19 protein-coding genes and 2 pseudogenes are annotated in these 19,998 nt (G+C 75.0%); 10 read left to right on the top strand and 11 right to left on the bottom strand.

The annotated features are described in order from the left end of the window. Positions 1-32: 32 nt before the first annotated feature. Positions 33-1,019 carry a GlxA family transcriptional regulator gene (locus QBL21_RS17150; protein ID WP_407566457.1) on the top strand — a complete coding sequence of 329 codons (987 nt, stop codon included), beginning with the start codon at positions 33-35 and terminating at the stop codon, positions 1,017-1,019. Beyond that, positions 1,016-1,816, top strand: coding sequence for a DJ-1/PfpI family protein (locus QBL21_RS17155; RefSeq protein ID WP_407563075.1), 801 nt, complete (start codon positions 1,016-1,018; stop codon positions 1,814-1,816). The genes QBL21_RS17150 and QBL21_RS17155 overlap by 4 nt, the downstream gene beginning before the upstream one ends. A gap of 12 nt (positions 1,817-1,828) precedes the next feature. On the opposite strand, the pseudogene QBL21_RS17160 reads toward QBL21_RS17155, so the two are convergent. Next, positions 1,829-2,292: pseudogene (locus QBL21_RS17160) on the bottom strand (LuxR C-terminal-related transcriptional regulator). Here QBL21_RS17160 and QBL21_RS17165 point away from each other — a divergent pair. Next, positions 2,291-2,677 carry a hypothetical protein gene (locus QBL21_RS17165; RefSeq protein WP_407563076.1) on the top strand — a complete coding sequence of 129 codons (387 nt, stop codon included), beginning with the start codon at positions 2,291-2,293 and terminating at the stop codon, positions 2,675-2,677. The pseudogene QBL21_RS17160 and the gene QBL21_RS17165 sit on opposite strands and share 2 nt — an antisense overlap. Beyond that, positions 2,674-3,561, top strand: coding sequence for a hypothetical protein (locus tag QBL21_RS17170; RefSeq protein ID WP_407563077.1), 888 nt, complete (start codon positions 2,674-2,676; stop codon positions 3,559-3,561). Before QBL21_RS17165 ends, QBL21_RS17170 begins: the two co-directional genes overlap by 4 nt. Before the next feature lie 28 nt (positions 3,562-3,589). On the opposite strand, the gene QBL21_RS17175 is transcribed toward QBL21_RS17170, so the two are convergent. Together QBL21_RS17175 and QBL21_RS17180 are read right to left on the bottom strand one after the other, a co-directional pair. Further along, positions 3,590-4,564 (bottom strand): LysR family transcriptional regulator, encoded by a 975-nt coding sequence (locus QBL21_RS17175; RefSeq protein ID WP_407563078.1) that lies wholly within the window; start codon positions 4,562-4,564, stop codon positions 3,590-3,592. 83 nt (positions 4,565-4,647) lie between these two features. Continuing rightward, on the bottom strand, positions 4,648-5,397 hold the full coding sequence (locus QBL21_RS17180; RefSeq protein WP_407563079.1) for an SDR family NAD(P)-dependent oxidoreductase: 750 nt from the start codon (positions 5,395-5,397) through the stop codon (positions 4,648-4,650). 212 nt (positions 5,398-5,609) lie between these two features. On the opposite strand from QBL21_RS17180, the gene QBL21_RS17185 reads away from it, so the two are divergent. Beyond that, positions 5,610-6,635 carry a GNAT family N-acetyltransferase gene (locus tag QBL21_RS17185; protein WP_407563080.1) on the top strand — a complete coding sequence of 342 codons (1,026 nt, stop codon included), beginning with the start codon at positions 5,610-5,612 and terminating at the stop codon, positions 6,633-6,635. A gap of 31 nt (positions 6,636-6,666) precedes the next feature. Here the strand turns inward: QBL21_RS17185 and QBL21_RS17190 are convergent, their stop codons facing one another. Then, entirely contained in the window at positions 6,667-7,494 is an 828-nt protein-coding gene (locus QBL21_RS17190) for a helix-turn-helix domain-containing protein (RefSeq protein WP_407563081.1), read from the bottom strand. A gap of 97 nt (positions 7,495-7,591) precedes the next feature. Here QBL21_RS17190 and QBL21_RS17195 point away from each other — a divergent pair, with 97 nt between their 5' ends. After that, complete coding sequence (locus tag QBL21_RS17195) at positions 7,592-8,389, top strand: SDR family oxidoreductase (protein WP_407563082.1); 798 nt, start codon at positions 7,592-7,594, stop codon at positions 8,387-8,389. Between the two features lie 3 nt (positions 8,390-8,392). Here the strand turns inward: QBL21_RS17195 and QBL21_RS17200 are convergent, their stop codons facing one another. Next, positions 8,393-9,121: a carbonic anhydrase family protein gene (locus tag QBL21_RS17200; RefSeq protein ID WP_407563083.1), complete on the bottom strand. Its 729-nt coding sequence runs from the start codon at positions 9,119-9,121 to the stop codon at positions 8,393-8,395. A gap of 201 nt (positions 9,122-9,322) precedes the next feature. Between QBL21_RS17200 and QBL21_RS17205 the strand changes: the two genes are divergently transcribed. Further along, positions 9,323-9,730, top strand: coding sequence for a hypothetical protein (locus QBL21_RS17205; protein WP_407563084.1), 408 nt, complete (start codon positions 9,323-9,325; stop codon positions 9,728-9,730). A gap of 135 nt (positions 9,731-9,865) precedes the next feature. Continuing rightward, positions 9,866-10,111, top strand: coding sequence for a hypothetical protein (locus QBL21_RS17210; RefSeq protein ID WP_407563085.1), 246 nt, complete (start codon positions 9,866-9,868; stop codon positions 10,109-10,111). A gap of 17 nt (positions 10,112-10,128) precedes the next feature. On the opposite strand, the gene QBL21_RS17215 is transcribed toward QBL21_RS17210, so the two are convergent. Then, entirely contained in the window at positions 10,129-11,685 is a 1,557-nt protein-coding gene (locus QBL21_RS17215; protein WP_407563086.1) for a carboxylesterase/lipase family protein, read from the bottom strand. A 273-nt stretch (positions 11,686-11,958) separates the two neighbouring features. Here QBL21_RS17215 and QBL21_RS17220 point away from each other — a divergent pair, with 273 nt between their 5' ends. After that, the gene (locus QBL21_RS17220) at positions 11,959-12,519 is read left to right on the top strand and encodes a hypothetical protein (RefSeq protein ID WP_407563087.1); all 561 of its coding nucleotides are present in this window, start codon (positions 11,959-11,961) and stop codon (positions 12,517-12,519) included. A 144-nt stretch (positions 12,520-12,663) separates the two neighbouring features. Next, positions 12,664-14,260: pseudogene (locus QBL21_RS17225) on the top strand (APC family permease); the annotation flags it as partial. A gap of 794 nt (positions 14,261-15,054) precedes the next feature. Here the strand turns inward: QBL21_RS17225 and QBL21_RS17230 are convergent. From QBL21_RS17230 to QBL21_RS17250, 5 genes are all read right to left on the bottom strand, one after another. Beyond that, positions 15,055-15,879, bottom strand: a complete 825-nt coding sequence (locus QBL21_RS17230; RefSeq protein ID WP_407563088.1) for a TrmH family RNA methyltransferase — start codon at positions 15,877-15,879, stop codon at positions 15,055-15,057. A 165-nt stretch (positions 15,880-16,044) separates the two neighbouring features. Continuing rightward, positions 16,045-17,271 carry an ABC transporter permease gene (locus QBL21_RS17235; RefSeq protein ID WP_407563089.1) on the bottom strand — a complete coding sequence of 409 codons (1,227 nt, stop codon included), beginning with the start codon at positions 17,269-17,271 and terminating at the stop codon, positions 16,045-16,047. Then, positions 17,268-18,080, bottom strand: a complete 813-nt coding sequence (locus tag QBL21_RS17240; protein WP_407563090.1) for an ABC transporter ATP-binding protein — start codon at positions 18,078-18,080, stop codon at positions 17,268-17,270. Before QBL21_RS17240 ends, QBL21_RS17235 begins: the two co-directional genes overlap by 4 nt. Further along, positions 18,077-19,351: a peptidoglycan-binding protein gene (locus QBL21_RS17245; RefSeq protein WP_407563091.1), complete on the bottom strand. Its 1,275-nt coding sequence runs from the start codon at positions 19,349-19,351 to the stop codon at positions 18,077-18,079. Before QBL21_RS17245 ends, QBL21_RS17240 begins: the two co-directional genes overlap by 4 nt. Further along, positions 19,348-19,932, bottom strand: coding sequence for a hypothetical protein (locus QBL21_RS17250; RefSeq protein ID WP_407563092.1), 585 nt, complete (start codon positions 19,930-19,932; stop codon positions 19,348-19,350). Before QBL21_RS17250 ends, QBL21_RS17245 begins: the two co-directional genes overlap by 4 nt. Positions 19,933-19,998: the final 66 nt, after the last annotated feature.

The raw sequence follows: 19,998 nt of genomic DNA on the forward strand, positions 1-19,998 counted from the left end.
GCGGGGTGCGGGTGGCGGACGCGGTACGCCGGGTGGTGCTCGTCGCGTACGACGACGCGCAGATACTCGACATCGCCTGCCCCAGCGGCGCCCTGGACGCCGCGAACCGCTCCGGCGCGGCGCCCCCGTACGCCATCGGGCTGGCCACCGCCAGCGGACGCGGCGTGGTCAGCTCCGCCGGCATCGGCCTGGGCGGCGGGCAGCGTCTTTCGGAAGTGCCGGCGCGGCCGGACACCCTCATGGTCGTCGGCGGCATCGGCCACGAGCGGGCCGCCGTGGACGGGGAGCTGGTCAGGCAGGTACGCAGGCTGGCCGCCGGCGCCCGCCGGGTCGCCGCGGTCTGCACCGGGGTGTTCGTCCTGGCCGCCGCCGGCCTGGTGGACCAGCGGCGGGTGACCACCCACTGGCGCTACGGCGCCGAACTCGCCGCCCGCCACCCGGCCGTCGCCGTCGACCCGGCCCCGCTGTACGTACGCGACGGGCACGTGTACACCTCCGCCGGAGTGACCAGCGCGCTGGACCTGACGCTCGCACTCATCGAGGACGACCACGGCCCGACCCTCGCGCGCGGCGTCGCCCGCGAACTGGTCACGTACCTGCACCGCCCCGCCGACCAGGCGCAGATCAGCATGTTCCTCTCCGCCCCGCCGAGCGGCGACCGCCTCGTCCGCGACCTCCTCGGGTACGTCTCCGGGCACCTCGCCGACGACCTCGGCCCGCCCGCGCTCGCCGCCCGCGCGGGCATCAGCACCCGCCACCTCACCCGCCTGTTCGCCCGCCACCTCGGCACCACCCCGGCGCGCGCGGTGCGCGCCGCCCGCACCGAGGGCGCCGCCCACCTCGTCCGCTCCAGCGGGCTGACGCTCGCCGCGATCGCGCGCCGCTGCGGCTTCGGCTCCGCCGAGACGCTGCGGCAGGCGTTCCTGGAGCACTACGCGGCCACCGGGGACACGATTCGCAGGATGCCGGACATGCCGCGGGCCGGCCCCGGGCCGGACCGGCAGACTCCCGGGGCATGACGAACAGCGACACCACGACCGACACGACGACGACGCGCAGGGCGGCCCTCGGCGGCGCGGTGGCGCTCGCCGCGGCGGGCCTGGCGGCCGGAATCCCGGCCGGGACGGCCCACGCCGGGACGAGGGCGGACAGCGCGGGGCGGCCGGCCGGCGGCCCGCGGATCGGCGTCCTGCTCTACGACGGCTTCAGTCTGCTCGACCCGACGGGACCGGTCGAGGTGCTGTCCCGGCTGCCCGGGGCGGACGTCACGATGATCGCCGAACGCCGCGGCCCCGTCCGCACGGACACCGGGCACACCGCGGTCGTCGCCGACCGGTCGTTCGCCGAGACCGGCGAGCTGGACGTGGTCCTCGTCCCCGGCGCCGGCAACCGCGGCACCATCGCCGCCATGGAGAACCCGGCGATCCTGCGCTTCCTGCGCCGCGCCCACCGCCGCACCCGCTTCACCACCTCGGTGTGCACCGGCTCCCTCGTCCTCGGCGCCGCCGGCCTCCTGGGCACCCGCGCCACCACCTACTGGGCGTCGAAGGACTACCTGGAGGCCACCTTCGGCGTCACCTACGTGCCCGAACGCTACGTCCACGACGGCAAGGTGATCACCGCCGCCGGCGTCTCGGCGGGCATCGACATGTCCCTCTACCTCGCCGCCCTGCTCACCGACGAGCCGACGGCACGCGCGGTCCAGCTCGCCGTCGAGTACGACCCGCAGCCCCCGTACGACTCGGGCAACGCGGCCGAGGCGAGCCCCGAGCTGAAGGAACTGGCGCTGCGCCTGCTCGCGGAGTCCCAGGAGTAGGGGGCGAGGCGGTCAGGGGGAGGCGAGGCCGGTCTCGTGCGCGTAGATGACGGCCTGCGTACGGTCCCGCAGCCCCGGCTTGGCCAGGACCGCCGCCGCATGGGTCTTCACGGTGGACCGGCCGATGCCGAGGACCGCGGCGATCTCCGGGTTGCTCAGCCCCTTCGCGACCTGGCGCAGCACCTCGGCCTCGCGCTCCGTCAGCGCGTCCAGCCGGTCGCGAAGGCGTCGATCAGATCCCGGACGACCGCCGGCGCCAGCAGCGCCTCGCCCGCCGCGACGGTACGGATCGCGTCCAGGAGGTCCTGCGGGTAGCAGTCCTTGAGCAGGAACCCCGACGCGCCCGCGCGCAGCGCCTCGAAGACGTAGTCGTCGCGCCGGAAGGTGGTCAGGATCAGCACCCGCGCCGGCGGGTCGAGCGCGGTCAGCTCCCGCGTGGCGGCCAGGCCGTCCATGCCCGGCATGCGGATGTCCATGAGCGCCCGCACCGGCGGCGTCCATCATGTCGAGCAGCTCGCGCAGCGCCCCCAGCGCCCGCCGCGCCTCACCCGTCACCTCGGCCAGCGCGGCGGCGGGCCCGGCGCGGCCCGCGAGCCCGGACTCGGCCCCGCGCACCAGCCGCGCGGTGCGCTCGGCCAGCGCTTCGCCGCCGCCAACGCGGCGCCCGGCAAGGCCGACGGCGACGCCCCGCCGCCGCTGGGCCGGGGCGGCAGGGACATCAGGGGAGACAGCAGGGGACGGCCGCGGGATGGGGGGAGGGGGAGTGGTGCCCGCGGCCGTCCCCCGATCCGGTCCGGCCCGAGGGACACGTCCGAAACGTTCAAGACGACCGCCCGCGCCGCTGCCATCGTGGACGTATGACCGCAGACCTCTCCGCCGCCGCGTCGTTCATGGCCACCCACGCGAGGCTGCTCGACCGCCGCCGCTTCGAGCTGCTGCTCGGCCAGGCGGACCCCGCCGCCGTGTTCGCCGCCGTCGACGGCTACCGCAACCCCGACGGCGGCTACGGCTGGGGACTCGAACCGGACCTGCGGGCGCCGGAGAGCCAGCCCGGCGGCGCGCTGCACGCCTTCGAGGCGTTCGTCGACGCCGCCCCGGCCACGACACCGCACGCGGTACGGCTGTGCGACTGGCTGCTCTCCGCCACGCTGCCCGACGGCGGGCTGCCCTTCGCGCTGCCCGTGGCGGACCCCGCCGGCTGCGCGCCGTTCTGGACGCGGGCCGACCCGTCGGCCTCCGCCCTCCAGTCCACCGCGTTCGCCGCCGGCATCGCGCTGCGGCTGGCCGCGCACGACCCCGCCGTCGCCGCCCACCCCTGGCTGGAGCGGGCCGCCCGCTACTGCCTGGACGCCGTCGAGGCGATCGGCGACAAGCCGCACGCGATCGAGCTGTCGTTCGCCATCCGCTTCCTCGACGCCGCCTGCGACACCCGTCCCGGGGCCGCCGCCCTGCTGGAGCGGCTGCGCCCGCTCATCCCCGACGACGGGGTGCTGCCCGTCGCGGGCGGCTCGGAAGGGGAGGCGATCCGGCCGCTCGACGTCGCCCCCGACCCCGGCCGACCCGCGCGCACCCTGTACGCCCCCGAGGTCGTCGACGCCGAGCTTCGGCGGCTGGCCGCGGAGCAGCAGGACGACGGCGGCTGGCTGGTCGACTTCGGCTCGTTCTCACCGGCCGCCGCATTGGAGTGGCGCGGCTACCGTACGGTCGCCGCCGTGGCGGTGCTCAAGCGGAACGCCCGGCTCTGAGGCGTCCTCCCGGGCCGGCCGCGCGGGCTCAGCTCCGCGCGACGGCGGGCTCCGGAACCGCGCGCGCCGGCCGAGGCTCCGGGACTTCCGGCGCCTGCACGGCGGCGGCCGGAGCCGCGGCGGCGAGCGTGTCGACGGCCGACTGGACGAAGGCCCGGACGAGCGGCGTCTCGTGCGCCGTACGCCAGATCAGGCCCCACACGCCCATCGGCTGCTCCGTGATCGGCACGTACGCGATGCCCGGCCGCGGGAAGTGCCGCGCCGCCTCGCCCTGCACCACGCACACCGCGTCCCCGGCCGCGACCACGGCCTGCGCCTCCTGGAACGTGGTGATCCTCGGCCCGTCGTTGCGTATCGGCCGCCCCGACGGCGTACGCGCCGGCATCAGCGCTTCCATCCAGTACGCCGGGACCGGGTTCACCGGCTGCGGGAACACGCAGTCCACGAGGTCCTCCAGGCTCGCCGAGCCGCGGGCGGCGAAGGGGTGGTCCTCGGCGACCATCAGCACCTGCGGCTCGCGGGCCAGCACCGGGCCGACCGTCAGATCCGGCTCGCGCACCGGGAGCCAGGTGACCTCCAGGTCCACCTCGCCGGCGCGCAGCATCCCGAACGGGTCGCTGAAGACCACCTCGCGGAAGCGCAGCTCGACACCCGGGTAGTCGGCCTTGAAGCGCGCGAGGATCGACGCCTGGTCGAACGCCTGGGCGCACATCAGCCCCAGCGTCAGCACCCCGGTCGTGCCGCGGGCCGCCGCGGCGGCAGAGTCGATGCCGTCCTGGATGCGCTGGTAGCCGGCCTTGAGGTCGTCGTGGAGCTGCGCCCCGATGGCGGTCAGCTCCACCCGGCGGCTGGTGCGCTCGAACAGCGGCGCGCCGATGCGGCGCTCCTGCTTGGCGATCGACTGGCTGACACGGGCCTGCGAGACGTGCAACCGCTCGGCGGTACGGCCGAAGTGCAGCTCCTCGGCGAGCGCGAGGAAGATCTCTATGTCCCGCAGCTCCATCCCGCACCCCCGTATCGCCTGGCCGTGGCCGGAAACCGGCACCGTCCAGGGAGCGTATCCCGCCGGCCCCGCCCCCGTCACCCTCAGGCCGCCGCGCCGTGACCTGCGACGGAGGCGGCGGAGGTGGACGCTGAGGTGGCCGCTGAGGCGGACGCGGGGGCGGACGCGGAGGAAGCGGCCTCCCGGCGGCGGGCCGCGGCGCCGTCGACCAGGCGCAGCAGGGAACCGGCGTCCGGCCGCCCGCCGACGACGCTGATGTCGACACCGAAGCGCGCCGACTCGCACGCCGCCGCCCGGCTCAGCGCCACCACCGCGCAGGTGCCGGCCCGGTCCAGCGCGGCACCGGGCGCCCCGGGCGGGCCGACGGAGCCGCAGAGCTGGAGCAGATGGCCGGAGCGCTGCTCGTACAGCACCGGCAGCACGGCCTGCGCGACCCACAGCGGGCCGAAGAACGCCGCCTCCATCCGGGCCCGCGCCGCCGCCTCGGGTATCCACCCGACCGGCGCGGCCGAGTCCCCGGCGGCCTCCGCGGCGGGGGCGGGGCGCGGCGGGCGGGCGTCGTTGACGATCGCGTCGAGGCGGCCGAACCGGTCGGCCGCCGCACACACCGTGGCGTTCACCGACCAGTTGTCGGCCACGTCCAGGGCCCGTACGAACAGCCTGCGCCGGTGCTCGTCGTGCCGGGCCAGCAGCCGGTCCCGGGCGGCCTCGTCGGGTACGACGGCGGCGACCCGTTCGCCGCGTGCCAGCGCGGCGGCGGTCACGGCCCGGCCCGCACCGTGTCCTGCCGTGGTGACGAACCAGACCCTGCCCGATCGTGCGGTGGAGGTCATGGACCCTGCGCCCCCTTCGGTGGCTGCGTGCTCCTGCTCTTTCGTTGCGTGCACCAGCCTCGGCCCGGCGCGCCCCGCGAACAACGGCCGATCCGGCAACGACGGATAACCCGTCGGTTATCGATCCCCCACCCCCATCCATAAGCGACGGGTTATGGCACGTTCCGGGATCGGCCGTTGTTCGGCGGGCGGCCCGCGGCGAGGCTGGGGCCATGAGTTCACCGGTGGAGATCGCCGTCGTACGCGACGCCGCGCCGGCCGCGGACGCCTGGCGCGCGGTCGTCGCCGCCGCGCGGGCGGCGGACCTGCCCGGCGTCCCGGCGCCGGTACGGGAAGAGGTCCTCGCCGGACTGCGGGGGGACGCCCGGACCGGCGGCAGGACCGCGCCGGCGTGGGCGGCCACGGGGGCGGAGGGCGAGGTGACGGCTGTCGCGGGGGTGCGGCCGGCCACCTCGCCCGGCCCCGGGCGGACGGCGGCGGACCTCCAGCTCTACGTCCACCCCGCCGCCCGCCGCCGCGGCACCGGCACCCTGATGCTCGCCGCCGTCGCCGCCACCGCCCGGGAGGAGGGCTGGGACACCCTGCGGGCGGCGGCCCCGGCGTGCACCCCGGCGGACGTCTTCTGCCTGCGCCACGGCTTCGTCCGCGAGCGCGTCGTCCACCACCTGCTGCTGCCGCTGGCCGAGGTGCACCGCGCCTGGCTGGCGGAGCTGGTCTGCGCCGACCACCCGGGCTACCGCCTCACCACCTGGTACGCCCCGCCCACCCCGGCCCCGGCCACCGCCGTGCCCCGTACCGGATCCGCAACCCCCACCGGCGACCCCGCCGACCCCGGCGATCCCGCGATCCCCGACGGCCTCGCCGCGGCCGTCCCCGGTTTCGCCTTCGGCACCCCCGACGGCGCGCCGGAACCCGGCCACGGCCGGCTGCTGACGGTCGCCGCCGTGCACACCGGCACCGGGGCCGTCGCCGGCTACACCGAGGTGCTGATCCCGCCCGCCCCCGCGCCGCGCGCCCAGCAGTGCCACACCGCCGTCGTACCGGCCCACCGCCGCCGCGGCCTCGGCCGCTGGGTCACCGCCGAGATGCTGCGCCGGCTGCACGCCGAACACCCGCAGATCAGCGAGGTGGAGACCGCCGCCGCCGACGGCGACACCGCGGCCCTCGCACTCGACGAGCAGCTCGGCTTCCGCCCGTACCGCCGCACCCACGCCTACCGGCTGCACCTGCCCGGCTGACCGCGCACCACCCGGGCGGTCAGCCGGACGGTCAGCCGGGACCGCGGGTCGCGGCGAGCGAGCCGAGCAGCGCCAGCGCCTCGCCGCTGGGCGACCCCGGTTCCGCGTGGTAGACGACCAACTCCTGCCCGGGGGCCGCGCGCACGTCGAACGTCTGCATCGTGAGCGTCAGCGGCCCCACGTCGCGGTGCTCGAAACGCTTGTGCTCCAGCGCCTTGCCGCGGGCGTCGTGCCGCGCCCACAGCTCCGCGAACTCCGGGCTCGACTCCAGCAGTCCGGCGAGCACCTGCCGCACCCGCGGGTCGTCCGGCGCCGCGCCGTGGCCCAGGCGGAAGCCGGCCACGGAGTTGCGCGCCACGTCGTGCCAGTCGCGGTAGAAGGACCGGGCGGCGGGGTCGGTGAACACGACGTCCATGAGGTTGCGCGAGTACGTCCAGCCCAGGAAGAGCGCGTCGGCGATGGCGTTGGCGGCGAGCACGTCGTACGCGCGGTTGTGGACGACCGCCGGGTTGTGCGGCCAGGCGTCCATGAGGGCGAGCAGGCCCGGGTCCACCCGGTCGGGCACGGCGGCGGCGCGGGCCCGCGGGCCGAGTCCGGCCAGCCGGAACAGATGCAGCCGGCCGTCCTCGTCCAGCCGCAGCGCGGCGGCGAGCGCGTCGAGGACCTGCGCGGACGGGGAACGCTCCCGGCCCTGCTCCAGGCGTACGTAGTAGTCGGCGCTGACCCCGGCGAGCAGCGCGACCTCCTCGCGCCGCAGTCCCGGCACCCGGCGGCGCCCGGTGACCGGGAGGTTCGCCGCGGCCGGGGTGACGCCGGCGCGGCGCGCGGTGAGGAAAGCGCCCAGCTCGGTACGTGCCATGCCGCCATGCTAGGCACGCCGCCGCCCGCCGTGCCTGGGTGCGCCGCACCCAGGAGAACGCCGCCTCTCCCGCGGACGCCACCCGCCGCGCAGCCTCGTGGCCATGACCACACATCACACCGAACGGCACACCGAACGGCACGCCGGACCGAGCGCCGCCGGGCGCAAGACCGTCCTCGTCACCGGCGCCAGCAGCGGCATCGGCGAGGCCGTCGCCGCCCGGCTCGCCGCCGAGGGCCACCGGGTGGTGGCCGGCGCCCGCCGCACCGACCGCCTCGACGCCCTGGCGGAGAGCACCGCCGGACCCGCGGCCCGCGCCGGCGGCGCGCTGGAGCCCGTCCGCCTGGACGTGACGGACCGCGCGGACGTCGAGGACTTCGTCTCCGGCGCCCGCGCCCGCCACGGCCGCGTCGACGTCCTCGTCGCCAACGCCGGGGTGATGCCCCTGTCGCGGCTGGACTCCCTGCTCGTCGACGAGTGGGACCGCATGATCGACGTGAACGTCCGCGGGCTGCTCCACGGCATCGCCGCGGCGCTGCCCGTGTTCGGCGCCCAGGGATCCGGCCACTTCGTGACCGTCGCCAGCGTCGGCGCCCACGAGGTGGTGCCCACCGGCGCCGTGTACTGCGCCACGAAGTACGCGGCCTGGGCGATCACCGAGGGCCTGCGGCAGGAGTCCGACCCCTCGGTGCGGGTGACTACCGTCTCGCCCGGCGTCGTCACCTCCGAACTCGCCCACGGCATCACCGACCCCGGCGCCGCCGAGGCCATGCGCACCTACCGGGCCCACGCGATCGACCCCGACGCCATCGCCGCGGCCGTCTCGTACGCCCTGGCCCAGCCGCCGGAGGTGGACGTCAACGAGATCGTCGTACGCCCGGCCCACCAGCGCTGACGCTCACCACCACCGGTGCCGGTCACCGCGCACCCGCCGCCTGCCGAGCGGCTGCACCGCGCGGGCGTCGCCGTCGGGAAAGATGCTGCGGTAGTGGGCGATGGCGGCGGCGGTGGCCTGCACCGGGTGGGTGAGGAGGTGCCAGCGGACGCCGGGCAGATACGGGTAGGCCGTGGTGGAGCCGGTGTAGCGGTACGACTCGGTGCAGGCCGGCAGCAGCGCGTCGAACTCCACGTCGGGCACCGGGTGGGGGGAGGTGTCCTTGGAGGCGGCGCACAGCAGCCGGTCCAGCGCCGGGTTGGGATCGCCCGGGTGGACGAAGACGGCGACGACGGCGTAGTGCCCCTCTCCACCCGGCTCCCCCTCCGGCGGGACCCGGTCGCCGGCGTCGTCCCGCACGTACTTCAGATGCTGTTCGAGGGGAAAGGCCACTCCGCCCACGGTGTGCTCGGAAGGCGTGTGCCAGTGGACGTCCGCCAGCCGGTAGGTGCCGGCCCCGATGGTCAGCAGGAAGTCCCGGCCGGGCGGCGGCTCGGCCCGCACGGTCGCCTCCGTGGGCGCGCGCCGGGACCGGTCCGGCTCGCTGTAGCGCACGGACAGGTCCGTACGGGCCGGGTGGTCGAACCGCAGCGCGGGCAGCGGCCCGGTGTCGACGGTATGGGGACGGATGTCGACGGGGCTCTGGTAGTAGGTGGCCGACTCGTCGGCGGGCGGGTGGGACACAGCGGTCATGGAGGCGCTTTCGATGTGCGGGCGGCGGGCCGGGCGGCTGCCGCCCGCCGCGGCGTACGGCGTTCGTCGCGTACGGCCAGTCTTGCCTGTTCTCCGGCCCACCGTGATCATCCGGAGGGGTGCAGTCGGCACCGCCGTGTTGACCCCCCCCACCTGCCCCGGGACACGGCATCGCGGCGACCGGACGGTACGTTGGGGCGCATGACAGCGCCTGCGGCAGACCCGCCAACAGACCCCGAGACGACCGACGACGCGCAGGCACTGCGGACCCTCATGCGCGCGGACCTGCGCGCCGCGATGAAGGAGCGCCGGCGGGAGGCCGTCTCCGCCCTGCGCGCCGCCCTCGCCGCCATCGACAACGCCGAAGCCGTCGAGGCCCCCGACGCCCTGCCGGCGGGCAGCGAGCACGTCGCCGGCGCCCACGCCGGCGTCGGGTCGGCCGAGGCGGCCCGGCGGGTGCTGTCCGCCGACGACGTACGCGCGCTGCTGCGGACGCAGATCGCGGAGCGCCGCACCGAGGCCGACGTCTACGAGACGGGCGGCCACGGCGACGCCGCGGCCCGGCTGCGCCGCGAAGCCGACGCGCTCGACACGTACCTGACGCGCTAGCACCCCGGCCGCCCCGCCCCCGCCGGGCCGCCGCCGCGGTCAACCGGCCCCGGCGGCGGGCGAGTTCGGAGGGCCGATGTCAGTCCCCCTCGGCAGAATGGGGACGTACGACAGGTCCGACGAACGGAGGCGACGATGGCGGACGACACCGCCGAGGTGACCGCGGCCCAGGCGTACCGCCGGCTCGTGCGCAGCGCTCAGGCGGCGCTCGCCGAGCCCGGCGGTCACGGGCTGGCCGCGGCGGTGCTGGCGGGGCCGCTGGCCGACGCCGACCGGGCGCTGGCCGCCGCCGGGCTGGCCGGGAACGAGTCGCGGTTCTTCGCCGTCGTGCGCGGCGTGACGTCGCTGCCCACCGCCGCCACCGGCCCCGCACCCACGTAGCGCGCGGCCACCGGAGGTCACCGGCCGGCCCAGAAGCCGCACCGGTGGTCGGCTGCGAACGGCGTGGGTCCGATGGCGCCGTCCGCCAGGCCGAGCACGGTGGTCCTGCCGTCCGCCCGCACCGGCCGCCACCGGGGCAGGCCGGCGCCGTTGGGGTCGCCGCGGTGGGCGAACGCGGCCCAGTAGCCGGTCATCGCCGCGGTCAGGCCGGGCGGGCCGGGCTCCGCCCACGGCAGGTCGAAGAGGTAGGGGAGGTCGGCGCTGTGGTGCGCGCCGAAGGGGAAGCCGTCGATCACCGTGCCGCTGTCCTGGGCCAGTTCGTACGCGTACACCGGCGCGTGCCGGGCGGCCGAGGTGGCGGTGGCCAGCGTCGGGCAGGCGCCGATCCGGCCGCCCCAGTCGGTCAGCACGCGCGACAGCGCCAGCACGGGGCTCGGGTCACCGGCTGCCGGGTAGCGGCGCAGCACGGCCGGGGCGTCGTCGCCGAACGTCTCGGTCACCACCTCGGCGTAGCGCCGCGCGGTGAGCGGTTCGCCGCCGAGGTCGTACGCGTACGGGACGAAGGAACGCATCTCGTCGCGGGTGCTGCCGATCAGCAGCGGGACCCCGGCCGCCGAGCCGCGCCGCAGCGCCGCCCCCGGCTGCCGCGGCAGGAACGGCGTGCCCGCGACCGGCCCCCAGGCGTCGTCGGTGATCCTCCCGGTGACCGGCGTCTCCACGTCCCCCAGCGCGTCGAGCAGGTCGGCGACCGGCGCCCGGCGCAGGCAGGCCGCGACGTCCGCGGCTTCGGCGCAGCCGACGTCCCGGGCCGCCCGCGCGCCCCTGGCGTCGGCGGCGGACTTCGTCAGGACCGGGTTGGCGCAGGCGCCGCTCTGCACGACGGCCCGCTGGAAGAGGCCGCGCGAGGCGGGCGAGGCCAGGTGCGCGCAGACGCTGCGGGCCCCCGCCGACTGCCCGGCCAGCGTGACGCGTCCGGGATCGCCGCCGAACGCCGCCGCGTTGGTACGTACCCAGGCCAGCGCCCGGGTCTGGTCCATCAGCCCGTGGTTGCCCGAGACGCCGCCCCGCTCGTCCAGCGCCGGGTGGGAGAGGAACCCCAGGGCGCCGAGGCGGTAGTTGACGCTCACCACGACGACGTCGCCGGCGGCGGCGAGCCGGGCGGCGTCGTAGTCGGACCCGCCGCCGGTGGTCAGCCCGCCGCCGTGCAGCCAGACGACCACCGGCAGCGGCCCGGCCCGCCCCGGCCGCAGCGGGGCCGTGACGTCGGCGTACAGGCAGTCCTCGCCGCCGCCGGAGGGCTGCGCGCACCTCCGCCCCGCGGTGCCGGCGTCGCGCACCCCGGACCACGGGCGCGGCGGCCGTGGTGCCCGCCAGCGCAGCTCGCCGACGGGCGGCCGTGCGTACGGCACCCCCCGGAACCGCACGACGTCGCCGGCGCTCACGCCGCGCAGCAGCCCGCCGTCCACCCGTACCAGGGCGGGATCGGGCGCGGCGGAGGCCGACGGCACGACCGTCGGGGACAGCACGGCGGCAACGGCCAGACACAGGGCGGTGACACGGGAACGTGAGGACATGCCCCACAGCATCGGCGGCACCGCGCCGGCCCGCGTCCCCCGGCGGGCGGCACCGCCGCTACTCCCCGCGGCGTAGCCGCCGGGCCGCGGGACCCCTCCCGAGGTCCGGGGCGCAGAATCGGAGCCGGCAGGCCGCCGTGCGGCGTCCGTACGCGACCGATCCGCCGGCACCCCGCACCGCTTCCGTGCCCGCGGCCTCCGCTCCGTCCGGACCCCGCCGGCACCGCGGCCTGCCCCGACGACCTCGGCATCGGGGAGAGGGGACGGCACACCATGAAGACGATCGTCCGTATCGCCATGACGTCCGTACTGGCACTGATCGCGGTTCTGGGCCTCGCCGCCTGCGAGGACGACTCCAGCCGGGGCAAGGAGAACGACGCCAAGAACAACAACTACGACCACCTGGTGGCGAACCAGCCGGCCGGGAAGATGACCTACTCGCCGACCCGCGAGGCCATCAACCAGTGGGTGAAGACCTGGGGCAAGCGGGGCAAGCTGTCGTACGTCTACATCCAGAACGGCAAGGGTGAGTACGGGTACTTCGTCATGAAGGGCCTGCCCGTGCCCCGCTGCAAGAAGCTCACGCCGACCGAAGGCGTCGACTCCTCGTCCAACGGCAAGGTGGTCGTGGCGCAGCCGGGCATGGACGGCACGTACGACTCGGGCTCGGCGTGCAACGCCTACTTCGGCTTCGACGCGACGACCGGCGCGTACATGGAGTTCACGGTCGGCACGAACCAGTCGTTCTTCCTCTTCGACCAGCCCATGGAGATGCCGGAGTACGCCGATGCCACCCAGCTCGGCCCGACGTCGGCGGAGGACATCGCGGACTGACCCCGCGGACCGCCCCCGTGGCGGCCGGACGCGGCGCGCCGCGCTCTGCTGCCCGGGTGGTCTGCCGCGGATCCCGGTAACCCGGTCGGCCGCCCGGTGGGCCGGATCCGCGGTTTCGGGGGTGCGAGCGGCTGTCGTGGTCGGATGCAACCGACCGATCGCGTCGCCGCGCTGCCCGAGCCGCTGTCCTACCGCGTCAAGCGCCATGTGCTCGGTCCGCCGCTGAGTTCGGCGCGGCTGGAGCGGGAGAAGCTGGGCAACCGCACCGCGCTGGGTGTGCTGGCGTCGGACTGCATCAGTTCCACGGCGTACGGCACCGAGGAGATCCTGCGGATCCTGGTGCCGGTGGCGGGCGCGGCGGCGTTCACGCTGCTGATGCCGGTGACGGGCGCGGTGCTGTGCGTGCTGGTGCTGCTGACGTTCTGCTACGCGGACGTGGTCATGATCTACACCCGGGCGGGCGGTTCGTACGTCGTCGCCCGGAACAACTTCGGTCCGGACGTGGCCCAGGTCGCGGCGGTGGCCCTGCTGGTCGACTACATCGTCACGGTGGCGGTGCAGGTGTCGGCGGGCACGAGCGCGCTGATCTCGCTGGCGCATCTGGTCGGCGGCGAGTGGACGGGGCTCGACCATCTCCAGTTGCCGGTGAGCGCCGGGGTGGTGGTGCTGCTGGCGTACGGGAACCTGCGCGGTGCGCGTGCGGCGGGGCGTGTCTTCGCGTGGCCGGCGTACCTGTTCATCGGCTCCGTCGGGCTGCTCGTCGGCGGCGGACTGCTGCGCTGGGCGCTGGGCGACCTCCGGCATCTCCGTCTTCCACTCCCCGCGCGGGCGCAACGCGCGGCGCACGCTGGTGGTGATGAGCGTGATCCTGGGCGCCCTGGTGCTGGGGGTGTCGTGGCTGGCGCACCTGACGCACGCGGTGCCGTACACCGACGGCACGCCCACGGTGCTCGCCCAGGAGGCCCACCTGATCCTCGGCGGCTCGGCGGCGGGTACCGCGGGGCTGGTCGTGGTCCAACCGGCCACGGCCCTGATCCTCTACACCGGCGCGAACACCCCGTTCACCGGCTTTCCCCATCTGACGAGCTTCGTCGCCGAGGACCGCTTCCTGCCCCGGCAGCTCACCCGCCGCGGGCACCGGCTGGCCTTCTCCAACGGCATCATCAGCCTGGCGGTGATCGCGCTGGCGCTGCTGCTGACGACGGGCGCGAACGTGGACCGGCTGGTCGCGCTGTACGCGATCGGGGTGTTCACCGGCTTCACGATGGCCGGCGCCGGGCTGACGGCGTACCACCTGCGGCGGCGGGAGAAGGGACGTACCTGGAAGATCACCGTCAACGCCGCCGCGGCCGTCGTCTCGGCGGCGGTGGTGGTCGTCTTCGCGGTCACCAAGTTCACCGAGGGCGCATGGCTGGTCGTCGTGGTCTTCCCGCTCGGCGTCTGGCTGCTGATGCGCAACAACCGCGAGTACCGCGCCGAGGCCGCCGCCCTGGCCGCACTGCCCCCGGCCCGCTGCGGCGACCGCCCCCGCCGGCCCCGGCACACGGTCCTGGTCTGCGTCGACAGCTTCGACCCGGCGGTCTTCCAGGTCCTGTGGTACGCGCACGAACTGCGGCCCGACACCGTACGTGCCGTGCACGTCGCGGTGGACGCCGCCCGCGCACGGAAGCTGGCGGACAAGCGGGCGGCCACGCACGCGACGAACGTCCCGGAGGTAGCGGTGACGGTCCTGCCGTACCGCGTCCCGTCGGCTCCGCGCCCGTAGGAATGGGGCCGATCCCACAGCCCGGACCCAAGCCGGGACCCACAGCCCGGACACGGGGCCGGTCCCCGTCCGGAGACGCTACCGTGCCGCCATGCCGCGATTCGGTCACCGCCCCCGTGCCCGGCGCCCGCGCAGCCGCCGAACGGCCGGACTCGCGCCGTTGCCGTCGCCCTGCTCGGCACCGGATGTACGAGCGGACAACTGCTCCCGCGGCCCGCGCAAGCTGATCGGCGAGGAAGCGTGGGCGCGGTTCGGATCGGCCGAGTACGAGCTGGTCGAAGAAGGCGAGGCAGCGCGTGTCCCGGACATCGACCCCGCCGGGCGGCACGGCGAGTTCGCCGGCCAGAGCTGCTCCTGGGGCGGCGAGAGCATCGAAGAACCGCAGTTGCCGGTCTTCTTCCAGCAAGTCGACCAGCCCGAGGACGGACGAGCGCTCACGGTCGCGGGCCGCCCGGCAGCGCTGACCTACAGCCCCGCCACGTACGACGGACTGCTCGGGGCGAGCCTGCCGAAATGCTCCGTCGACGTGGAGTACGGGGAGGCCGGACCGACCGCCAGGGGCACACCGAGGTGGTCTCCGTGGGGGTCATCGGTGAGTCACCGAAGCAGAAGCTGTGCTCCCTCACCGAGGACCTGGCCCCCAAGGTGCTCGTCCGCCTCCCCAGGCCGTAGGCCGTGCGACCGGGCCACTCAGACGCCGCGAGGGCGACGGTGGGACTCGCCCAGCCGCCCTGCCGACCACCCCTGGCCGAAGGGCAGGCGACGAGGACTCACGGCATCCCGCCGGGGGCCTTCTTCTCTCCGTACCTCCGGGCCTCGTACAGCATGATCGACGCGGCCACGCCGATGTTCAGCGAGTCGACGGTCCCCACCATGGGGATGCGCACGCGGCGGGACGCCTGAGCCAACAGGTCGTCCGGCAGCCCCTCCCGCTCGCTGCCGAGCAGGAACGCGAGCGGGGGATCGTACGCGGCACTCCAGTGGTCCTCGTCCGCGGACCCCGACGTGGCCAGCACCGCGACATCCTGCTCCGCGGCCCAGGAGAAGAACCCCGCGGCGTCAGGCGTGTGGACCACGTCGACGGCGAAGAGCGACCCCATGCTGGCCTTGACCGCCGCCGGCGCATACGGGTCCACGGTGTCCCCGACCAGGATCACCCCGGCCCCGCCCACGGCGTCCACGGTGCGGATGATCGTGCCGAGATTGCCCGGATTGGCGATGCGGTGCAAGGCGACGAAGACCGCCCCGGGACGGACTCTCAGGGCGTCGATCCCGGCGTCCCGGCTGCGCAGGACGGCAGCGATACCGCTGGGCCCGTCACGGTCGACGAGACGCTGGAACAGCTCCGCCCCGAACCGCGCCACGGCAACGCCCGCCCGCTCCTGCTCCTCGACCATGCGCAAAGCGGCCCGGTTCGTCAGCAGGGCGGGCGCCACGAGGAGCGTGTCGATCTCCCACCCGGCCTCGACGGCGCACCACACCGGCTGGAGCCCTTCGACGACGAACGCACCCTCGCGACGCCGGTGCTTCCGGCTCGCGAGCAGCTTCACCCGCTTCGCGAGCGGGTTGGCGGCGCTGCTGATCGTGTCGGCCATGAAGCTCTTCCACAGGTCCCGGTCCGGATGTCCGTGCAGCGAAGCCCGCGTCAGGCGCGTGCACGGGCTGGAGCGTATCGAAGCAGGTGGGAAGCGACAAAACGGGGACGGACACATCGGCACGGGCCCCCGGCCCCGAGGGCCGGGGCCGGGGGTGCGTGCGTGTCATGCGGTGGTGAGGGCTTGGGTGGGGGGCAGGCGGGCGGCGCGGTGGGCGGGGTAGAAGCCGGCGAGTGCGCCGGTGGTGAGGGTGGCGGCGGTCCCGGCGGCTATGGCCCACAGCGGTACGACGGTGGGCCAGTGCTGGTACGAGGCGTAGCCGGTGGTGACGGCGATGCCCAGGAGTACGCCGCCGGTTCCGCCGAGGGCGGACAGCAGGAGTGACTCGCACAGGAACTGGGTGCGTATGTGGCCGCGGGTGGCACCCAGTGAGCGGCGCAGGCCGATTTCCGCGCGGCGTTCGAGTACGGAGATGATCATGGTGTTGGCGATGCCGATGCCGCCGACGAGCAGTGCGATGGCGCCGAGCCCGAGGAGCAGGCCGTTCAGTGTGTCGTCGGTGGCGCTCTTGGCTGCCAGCGCGTCGGAGGGCCGGGAGACTTTGACGGAGGTCGGCTCCTGGGGGTTGGCGGTGGCGCCGAGTACGGCTTGGACGTCTGTGACGGCGGTTTCGTCGGTGCGGGTGTAGATGGTGGTGGCGTAGCCGTTGAAGCCGGTTTCCTCTTTCGCTGCGGTCCAGCCGACGAGGGCGGCGGTGTCGAGTTCGGGTGCCAGTTGTGTGGGGGCGAGGAGGCCGACGACGGTGAACCAGCGTTCGTTCAACCAGACCTGTACCTCGGATCCTGTGGTGTGTACGCCCAGTTGGGCGGCTGCTTCGGGGCCGAGTACGACGGTGGGGTAGCGGGTGTCGGCGGTGGTGAGCCAGCGGCCCGCGGTGATGCGGGCGCCGACGGTTGCGGGAAGGTCGGTGCGGGCGGCGTAGACGCCGATGCCGCCGGTCTCCTCGGCCGGTATGTGGTCGTTGCGGTAGATGCGGGCGTCGGTCAGGCCGATGGCGGAGACGGACTGGACGGGGGTGATGTCGCCGATCATCGCGGTGGCTTCGGCGGGCAGGTGGGCCTGTTCGCCGCCGATGGTCTCGCCGGGGGTGACGGTGAGCAGGTTGGTGCCCAGTGCGTCGAGTGTGCGGTCCAGCTCTTCGGTCGAGGAGGTGGAGATGCCGACCACGCCGGTCATGGCGGCGATGCCGATGGCGATGCCCAGTGCGGAGAGGAATACCCGCATGGGACGTGAGCGCAGGCCGCTGCCGCCGGTGCGCAGCACGTCGAGTGGGCTGAGCCGGGCGGGCCGGGGGCGCTGCGCGGGGGCGGCCGGGGGTGCGGTGGGGGTCATGGCAGGACCTCCCCGAGGGCGCGGCGGTGGTGGGCGCCGGAGCGGTCGGCGTCGGGAGACCGGCTGTGGAGGGGGCCGGAGTGAGGGTGGTGGGCGTGGTGACGCTCCCGGCCGGTGCCGGCGGTGTCGGTTTCGATCCGGCCGTCCTTGAGCCGTACCTCGCGGGGCAGCGCGGCGGCGATCTCCCGGTCGTGGGTGATGATGACGATGGTCGTGCCGGACCGGTGCAGGTCGTACAGCAGTTCCATGACCGCCGCTCCGGAGTGGGAGTCGAGTGCGCCGGTCGGTTCGTCGGCGAGGAGGAGTGCCGGTGTGCCGGCGACCGCGCGGGCGATGGCGACGCGCTGCTTCTCGCCGCCGGAGAGCTGGTGTGGTTCGTGGTCGAGGCGGTGTCCGAGGCCGACGCGGCGCAGGGTCCGTTCGGCCAGTTGGCGCCGGCGGCGGCGCGGCCGGCCGCTGTAGAGCAGTCCGTCGGCGACGGCGTCCAGGGCCCGTACACCGGGGGCCAGGTGGAACTGCTGGAAGACGAAGCCGATGGTGGCGGCCCGTAGCGCGGACAGTTCCCGGTCGGTGAGCTGGTCGATGTCGTGGCCGTCGATGCGGATGGTGCCGGTGGTGGGGCGGGCCAGGGTGCCCATGAGGTGGAGCAGGGTGGATTTGCCGGAGCCGGACGGGCCGACGACGGCCAGGAGTTCGCCGCGGTGCACCGTCAGGTGGGCGCCGGCAAGGGCGTGCACGGCCGCGTACGTCTTGGACACGCCGTGCAGTTCCACGACCGGCGCGGCGCAGGCGCCGGTGGTGTCGGTCATTTCGGGACTCCTACGATCATGCCGGGGGTGATGTCGTCGCCGGTGACCTCGACCATGCCGCCGGCGAAGATGCCGAGTTCGACGGGCAGGTAGGTGATGCCGGTGGCACCGACGGTCTCCAGGGCGTAGCCGCCTTCCTGGAGTGCCACGAGGGCGTTGATGGGTACGGCGAGGACGTCCTTGCGGGTTTCGGCGGTGACGGTGACGTCGACGGGTGCGGCCTCGTAGCGGCCCAGCTCCTTCTGCTTGCCGACCGCGAGGGTGACCGGCAGTGTGGCGGTGTCGGATGCCGCGTCGCCTGCGCCTGCGCCGGTGTCGGAGGGTTCGGCGGTGGCCGCGGTGCCCACGTCGGTGACCTCGGCTTCCACGGTGGTGCCGTCGGGCAGTTCGACGGTGCCCGCGGTGCCCTCGTCGACCAGGTCCTCGTACTGGACCTCCAGGTCGACGGTGACGATCCGCTCGGTGCCGGTCCAGGTCAGGACGTCCCCCGAGGGTGCGCTGCCGGGCACGGCCTTCACGTCGGCGATCCGCCTGGCCCCGGCGGCGACGACGGCGTCGGCGGGGGAGACGGTGCCGGTCTGTTCGCGGCCGAGGTGTTCCTGCCAGCTTTCGACGGCGCTCGCGGTTGCGTCGGTGTAGGTGTCGTCGGGGGTGAAGCCCGAGTGGCCGAGTGCGGCGAGGTTCTTCTCCAGCATCCGGACGTCCTTGCCTTCGGCTCCGACGTCGAGGGTGCGGTAGAGCGGGGTCGAGCCGTACAGCAGCGGCACTTCGGCGGTATTGACGCTGTAGACGGCCGCGCCCCGTTTGATGACGTCGCCGGGCTGCGGCAGCCAGGTCACGACGCCGCCGCCGGCCGCCGCCGGTCCGTCGCCGGTCGCGTCTTCGGGCAAGTGGCCCGCGGAGCCGGAGGGCTCACCGGCCGCGGGCTGGCCGGCGGCGGCCTGAACGGTGGTGGCGGTGCCGTAGCCGAGGTTGCCGTCGACGGTCTCGGTGCGGGTGAGCGTGGTGCGTTCCACCTTCGCCGTCTTCGGCGGGGCGGACGGCGCGGCCGCATCCGGCTCGCCGCTGCCGCCGCCGAAGGCCCCGGTGGCGGCGATGCCGACGACGCACGCCACCGTGACGACGGCGATGCCCGCCCCGGCCGTACGCACCGAGCGCCCCCCGAGCCGCCCTCGCGACGGGTCCCCGGGGGCGACGGTGCCGGTCTCGGCGTCGTCCTCGAAGCCACCGTCCGTGCCGTGCCGTCCGGGGGTGTCGTCCGTGGGGGTCACCGGTCGCCTCCGGAGCCTGCGACGAGCTTGTCGCGGCAGGTGTCCAGCGCGCTCGGGTAGTCGGCGTCGTCGGTGGGCATGGCCTCCGGGTCGATGCCCTCCGGTCCGGGGTCCTCCATCGCCACGCCGTTGTCGCGCATGCAGCCGGTGAACTCCTCGAGCGCCTCCGGGTTCTGCCCTGCCTCCTCGGCATCCTGCAAGGACTGCGGGGCCACGTCCCGGCACGCGTCGAGACCTTCGCTCAGCGCCTTCCGGTCGGCTCCGGCGCCGACGGTCTCCTGGAGGTCCAGCTCCCCGGTCTGCGGGTCGGGGTCCTCCATCTCGATGCCGTTGGCGCGCATGCAGTCGACGAACTCCTGCGCCTGCGCCGCGTCGTCCTTGCCCGAGCCGCCCGAACTGCCCTCGCCGCCCTTGCCGTCCTTGGCGCCCCCGGACTTCTCGTCGTCGACGGAGGCCACCTGCGAGCTGTCGTCGTTGCCGGATCCGCAGCCGGCAAGCAGCCCCGTGGACGCCACCGCCAGCGTCGCCAGCATCACGGCGGCAGGCACCGCCCGCATACGTATCCCTGTCTTCCTGCGCATCGTCGCCACTCCTTCTCGCTGTTCGCTACGAGCGGCGATGCTGGCAGGCCAGGCTGGCCGTGCTCT

Source organism: Streptomyces sp. 184 (assembly GCF_045781775.1).
In the GTDB taxonomy this organism is placed as follows: domain Bacteria; phylum Actinomycetota; class Actinomycetes; order Streptomycetales; family Streptomycetaceae; genus Streptomyces.